Below are 6,341 nucleotides of genomic sequence, written 5' to 3'. Positions count from 1 at the left end.
GGGACCGGGCGCCGGCTGCTCCAGCGCCGGGCCGCCAGCCGGGGCCAGATCACCAGCACCGCCGGCAGCGCCAGGTACCCGAACCGCCCGGCCGGGGCCAGCATGAAGGCGATCGCGAGCCCGGCGGCCAGCAGGTCGGCCGCGGCGATCGCGGAGACCGGCGGCCGGGCCAGCAGCCAGATCGCCACCGCGACCAGGGCCACGGTCATCAGCGCCAGCGAGATCGCGTGCCCGGTCGGCCCGAAGCCGGCCAGCACCTTGCCGGGCAGCGGGCTGCCCGCCGGGGTGCGGATCGCCGTCATCCCGAGCGGGAAGCGCACCACCTGTTCGCGCAGCGCGTCGGCCTGGGTCAGCGCGGAGGGCAGGATCACCAGCACGCTCACCCCGACCCCGATCAGCGCGGTCCGGGCCGCCGGGCGCCGGCCGTACAGCCGCCAGAGCAGCAGGACGGCCACCGGCAGCGCGGGCCAGGCCGTCCACTTCAGGGTGCAGGCGAGGGCGAGCACCAGCCCGGCGGCGACCGTGCGGTCCCGCTCGGCGAGCGCCATGGCCAGGCAGCAGACGCCGATCAGCGGCAGGTCCACCCCGCCGACCACCAGGGCGAGCGCGATCAGCGGCGAGGCGGTGAGGACGGCCAGCGGCAGCAGCGGCGCTCGCCCGTCGCCGCCGCCGGGGCGGGCGGGCCGCAGCAGCCGCCAGGCGGCCAGCATGCAGACGAAGAAGGTCAGCGCGAACCAGATCCGGGCGTCCCCGGCGACCCGCGCGACGGCGGTGGAGTCGCCGAACAGCTGGCGCGGCATCCCGAACAGGGACATCGCCGGCAGGTACGGGTTGTAGTCGGTGACCACCGCCGGGTGCGGCAGGTACGCGGTGCCGGTGGTGAGCAGCAGGTGGGCCGAGCGTTCGACCACCATGACCTCGGACTGGTGGCGGCCCTGCAGGGCGAGCAGCCCGAGCGGCACCAGGACGGCCCCGACCAGGGCGACCGAGGCGGCCGCCTTGGCCGCGAAGCGGCGCGGCAGGGTCAGGCAGAGCACTCCGGCCAGCACGTAGCCGGGGGCCGCGATCAGGCCCCACTGCCGCTGGTTGGGCAGGTCGGAGACGAGCGGGAAGGCGGCGGCCCAGCCGGCCGCGACGAGGCAGCCGAGCAGGTGGACGGTCCGTGTCGAGGCGAGCCCGGCCAGCCGGGCGGTGTTCAGCCGGGCGGGCGTGGGCGGAAACGTGCTCTCGCCGCGCTGGCGGGGGAAGGGCCGGACGGAGAGGCCGCGCTGCGGCCGTCGTGGCCTGGCCGGCGCCTCGGTCGTGGAGGTCTGGGCCGGCGTTCCGCCGCGGCCGGTGAAGCGGCCGCGCGGGCGGGGGTAGCCGGGCGTGCGGGTGCTCACCATGGTGGAAGGTTATGGGTGGGAGCCGGGCCCTGTCGCCATGGTGTCGGACACCGGACGGGCGTTGGCGTGAAAAGGGCCGCCGGACGCGGTGGCGGTCGGCGGCCCTTCACACGGGGTTTGCCTCCGGGTCAGCCGGCGGCGCTGTCCGAGGGCGCGGACTGCGGCTCGGCCTGCTCCAGCCGGGAGTGCTTGATGCTGTAGCCGAAGTAGACGACCACGGCGACGACGAGGGCGATCGCCCCGGCCCGGAAGGTGTCGGCGTGCAGGCCGGTGATCAGGTAGACGCAGAAGCCGACGCTGATCAGCGGGACGACGGGGTAGCCGGGCACCTTGAAGCCGCGCGGGAGGTCGGGCTGGGTGCGGCGCAGCACGATCACGCCGATCGAGACCACCGAGAAGGCGATGAGCGTCCCGAGGCTGGTGATGTCGGCCAGGACCCGCAGCGGGATGAACGCGGCCAGCGCGCCGACGCCGAGGCCCACCACGACGGTGTTCCAGACCGGGGTGCCGCTGCGCGGGGAGAGCTTGGCGAAGCGCTTGGGCAGCATGCCGTCGCGGCCCATCGAGTACAGGATGCGGGTCTGGCCGTAGATCACCACGAGGGTGATGCTGAAGATCGAGACGATCGCGCCGATCGCGAAGACGATCGCGGGCCAGCTCTGGCCGGTGATGTCCTGGAGGATCTGGGCGAGGCCGGCCTCCTGGCCGTCGAACTTGGTCCACGGCTGGGCGCCGATGCCGGCCAGCGCGACCAGGATGTAGAGCAGGGTCACCACGACCAGCGAGATGATGATCGCCAGCGGCAGGGTGCGGCGCGGGTTCTTGACCTCCTCACCGGCGGTGGACACGGCGTCCAGGCCGATGAAGGAGAAGAAGATGCTGGACGCGGCGATCTGCACGCCGCTGATGCCGAGCGGCATGAACGGGGTCAGGTTGCCGGAGTGGAAGCCGGTGAGCGCGATGCCGATGAACATCAGCAGGATCGCGATCTTGATCGCGACCATCACCGCGTTGACCTTGACCGACTCGCTGACGCCGCGGATCAGCAGGAAGCAGACCATGAAGACCAGCAACAGCGCCGGCAGGTTGAACCAGTGGCCGCTGTCCGGCGCCCCGGAGAGCTGCTCGGGGATCGTGACCCCGAAGGTCAGGTCGAGGAACTTGTTCAGGTACTCGGCCCAGGTCACCGCGATCGCGGAGGCGGAGACGCCGTACTCCATCAGCAGGCAGATGCCGACGGCGAAGGCGACGCCCTCGCCGAGGGTGGCGTAGGCGTAGGAGTACGAGGAGCCGGAGACCGGGATCGCGGAGGCCATCTCGGCGTAGCAGAGCGCGGTGAGCCCGGCGGTGACCGCGGCGATCACGAAGGACAGGATGACGGCCGGGCCGGCCGAGGGCACCGCGGTGTTCAGCACGAAGAAGATGCCGGTGCCGATGGTCGCGCCGATGCCGATCGAGGACAGCTGCCACAGGCCGATCGAGCGGCGCAGGTGGATGCCGGAACGCCCGCCCTCCTCGGGTGCGCCGGCCGGGAGGACGTACTCGCCTTCGGTCTCGGCGATCAGTGTCGAGACGGGCTTGCGTCGCAGCAGACGCGCACCGATGGTGTTGCTGGCCAAAACCACGGTCCTTCTGGGCGGGGGAGGGTGTCCTTGCAGTCGGTCACCCGACGTGCCAGGGGGTGTCATCGGGGACCAACCGAACAAACATGGGACAGTACCCCGCGAAAGCACCAGTGTCGCAAACGAACAGTCCCAACCAGCGCATTGTACGAATCGGCGCATATCGATGTACAAACCGGACACTTCGTAAACGGCGCATCCTCCGCCCGGTCGCTAAAGCAGCAGCTCAGCGCACCTGCGGAGATCATCCGCCGAGCACCGCCCGCATCACCGACCGGGCGATCGGCGCCGCCAGCGCGCCACCCGTGACGTCCGTGGCCCCGCTGTCCTCGACCACCACGGCGACCGCCACCGGCGGCACCGCGTCCGAACCGGCCGGCGCCGCCCAGGCGATGAACCAGGCGTACGGCGTCCCGCTGTTGCCCACCCCGTGCTGGGCCGTCCCGGTCTTGCCGCCGACCACCGCCCCGGCGATCCGGGCGTTGCCGCCGGTGCCGTTCTCCACCACGCCGGTCATCAGCCCGCGCACCTGCCCGGCCACCGCCGGGGTCATCGCCCGCCGGTACACGGCCGGCTTCATCAGCTGCACCGTGGTGCCGTCGCTCCTGGTCAGCCGGTCCACGAGCTGTGGCCGCATCACCGTCCCGTCGTTGGCCACCCCGGCCGCGACCATCGCCATCGTCAGCGGGGTGGCCGCCGTGTCGAACTGCCCGATCGAGGAGAGCGCCAGCTGCGACTCGTCCATCCGGGTGTCGAAGTTCGACCTCGCCGCCCGCACCGGGACGTCCAGCCTCGCGTCGTTGAAGCCGAGGTTCCCGGCCATCTCGGCCATCCGGTCCAGCCCGGTCCGCACCCCCAGGTAGCCGAGCACGCTGTTGCAGCTGGCGGTCATCGCGGCGGCCAGCGACAGGTCGGCCCGGTCGCAGGCCGGGGTGTCGTTGACCAGCGGCGTGGTCGTGCCGGGCAGCACGTACGGGAAGGGCGCCCCGGTCGGCGCGGCCGGGTCGGTGACCACCCCGGCCGCCAGCGCGGCCGCGGCGGTGACCACCTTGAAGGTCGAGCCCGGCGGGTAGGTCTGGCGCAGCGCCCGGTTGAGCATCGGCTGGTCGGCGTCGGCCTGCAGCCGGTTCCAGGCCTCCTGGTCGTCGGCGCCGTACCCGGCGAAGGAGCCCGGGTCGTACGAGGGCGTGCTGGCCAGCGCCAGGATCCGCCCGGTGGCCGGCTCGATCGCGGCGACCGCGCCCTTCTGGTCGCCGAGCCCGCGCATCGCGGCCTGCTGGGCGGCCCGGTTCAGCGTGGTGTGGACGTCCCCGCCGGGGTTCTGCCGGCGCGAGACCGCGTCCCAGACCGACCAGCCCGCCAGCCGGCCGTCGGTGCCGGTCAGCAGCTCGTCCTCGGTCCCCTCCAGCTGGGTGGTGCCGTACGCCTGCGAGGCGAAGCCGGTGACCGCCGCGTAGGTCGGGCCGTCGGTGTAGCCGCGCTTGTACGCGTACCGGCCGCCGGTCGGCTCGGAGCCGGTCACCGGGTCCGGGCCGACCAGGATGTCGCCGCGCGGCTGGGCGTACCGCTCGACGGTGAGCCGCTGGTTGGCGCTGTTGCGGTCGAGGTCCTGCGCCTGGAACACCTGCACCCGGGTGGCCTGCACGCAGAGCGCCGCGACCAGCAGCAGGCAGAAGGTGCCCGCCCGGCGCCCGGTGACCGAGATGCCGGGCAGCCCCTGCGGGCCGTTGCCCCTGGCCCGGACGCGCGCCATCAGACCTCCCCGGTCACGGGCCGGCGGGCGTCGTCGCTCATCCGCACGAGCAGCGCGACGATGATCCAGTTGGTGACCACCGAGGAGCCGCCCTGGGCGATGAACGGCATGGTCATCCCGGTCAGCGGGATCAGCGCGAGCACCCCGCCCGCCACCACGAACACCTGGAGGCCGACGATCGCGGCCAGCCCGATCGCCAGCAGCCGCCCGAACGGGTCGCGCAGCGCGATGCCGGTCCGGAAGCCCCGCGAGACCAGCGCCGCGTACAGCAGGAACACCGCGGTCAGCCCGGTCAGCCCGAGCTCCTCGCCGATCGTGGCGAGGATGAAGTCCGACTTGGCGGCGAAGCCGATCAGCACCGAGTGCCCGTTGCCGAGCCCGGTGCCCAGCTCGCCGCCCCAGGCGAAGGCGAACAGCGACTGGGCGATCTGGTTGGCGCCCCGGCCCGCCTCGATCGAGCCCAGCGGGTCCAGCCAGTCCGCGACCCGGCTGTGCACGTGCGGCGAGAGCCAGCCCACCGTCACCGCCCCGACGGCGGCCAGGCCCAGGCCGATCGCGATCCAGCCGGTGCGCGCGGTCGCCACGTAGAGCATCACCACGAACAGGCCGAAGAACAGCAGCGAGGTGCCGAGGTCGGTCTCCAGCACCAGGACGCCGACGAACGCCGCCCAGATCAGCAGCACCGGCCCGAGCACCCGCCCGCGCGGCAGCTGCCAGCGCCAGACCCGGCGGCCGGTCAGCGCCAGCGCGTCCCGGTGCACCGCCAGGTACGCGGCGAAGAAGACCGCCAGCAGGATCTTGGCGAACTCCCCCGGCTGGAAGGAGAGCGGCCCGACCACGACCCAGATCCGGGAGCCGTACACCGGCGGGAAGAAGATCGGCAGCACCAGCAGGACCAGCGCCACCAGCGCCCCGACGTACGCGTAGCGCCGCAGCCGCCGGTGGTCGCGCACCAGCAGCACCACCGCGATGAACAGCGCCACCCCCAGCGCCGACCAGAGCAGTTGGGTGGAGGCGGCGCCGCGCCCCGGGGTGGCCCGGTCGAGCCGGTAGATCACCACCAGCCCGATCCCGTTCAGCAGCACCCCGATCGGCAGCAGCAGCGGGTCCGCGTACCGGGCCCGCCACCGGACCACGGCGTGCGCCGCCAGGGCGAGCACGCCCAGCGCGGCGCCGTACTCGGCCGCGTCGGCCGGGACGTGGCCGTCCAGGTTGACGCCGACCTCGACGTAGCCGAACACGGCGATCAGGACGGCGCCGACCACCAGGACGAGCTCGGTGGTGCGCCTGGTCGGCACCGGCCGGCTCGGCCCGGCGGCGGATCTCGGCACGGCGGAGGGTGTCGCCACGGACCGTCCTGGGGGTCGCGGTCTAGCGGGGAGGGTCCGGGCGCCGGTGCGGCGGCGCCCGTGTCCCGGTTCGTCACCCTAACGAGTGCTATCCGTATTTTTGACACTCCGCCACGGTGTGTCCGCCGATGCCCGAATCGCCCGGGCCCGCCGATCCGCCCCCGGCCCTCACTCCGGCCGCCGCCCGGCCAGCGCCGCCACCCCCGCGCCGACCGCCGCCAGCAGGACGGCG

General features: G+C 73.4%; 4 protein-coding genes. All 4 read right to left on the bottom strand.

What is annotated here, in order from left to right; genetic code table 11:
• Positions 1-1,385: glycosyltransferase family 87 protein (locus AE652_RS32865; protein WP_053112391.1), on the bottom strand; the 1,385-nt coding region annotated here is incomplete at its 3' end.
• Positions 1,386-1,513: 128 nt separating this feature from the next.
• Entirely contained in the window at positions 1,514-3,073 is a 1,560-nt protein-coding gene (locus AE652_RS32860) for an amino acid permease (protein ID WP_082346128.1), read from the bottom strand.
• Between the two features lie 178 nt (positions 3,074-3,251).
• Positions 3,252-4,760 (bottom strand): penicillin-binding transpeptidase domain-containing protein, encoded by a 1,509-nt coding sequence (locus AE652_RS32855; protein WP_082346127.1) that lies wholly within the window; start codon positions 4,758-4,760, stop codon positions 3,252-3,254.
• Positions 4,760-6,091 (bottom strand): FtsW/RodA/SpoVE family cell cycle protein, encoded by a 1,332-nt coding sequence (locus tag AE652_RS32850; RefSeq protein WP_049658245.1) that lies wholly within the window; start codon positions 6,089-6,091, stop codon positions 4,760-4,762. The genes AE652_RS32855 and AE652_RS32850 overlap by 1 nt, the downstream gene beginning before the upstream one ends.
• Between the last annotated feature and the right edge of the window lie 250 nt (positions 6,092-6,341).

It is taken from the genome of Kitasatospora sp. MY 5-36 (genome assembly GCF_001182915.1).
Taxonomy (GTDB): Bacteria; Actinomycetota; Actinomycetes; order Streptomycetales; family Streptomycetaceae; genus Kitasatospora.
The sequence above is the reverse complement of the archived record's forward strand: the minus strand, read 5'-3'. Positions and strand labels throughout refer to the sequence as shown.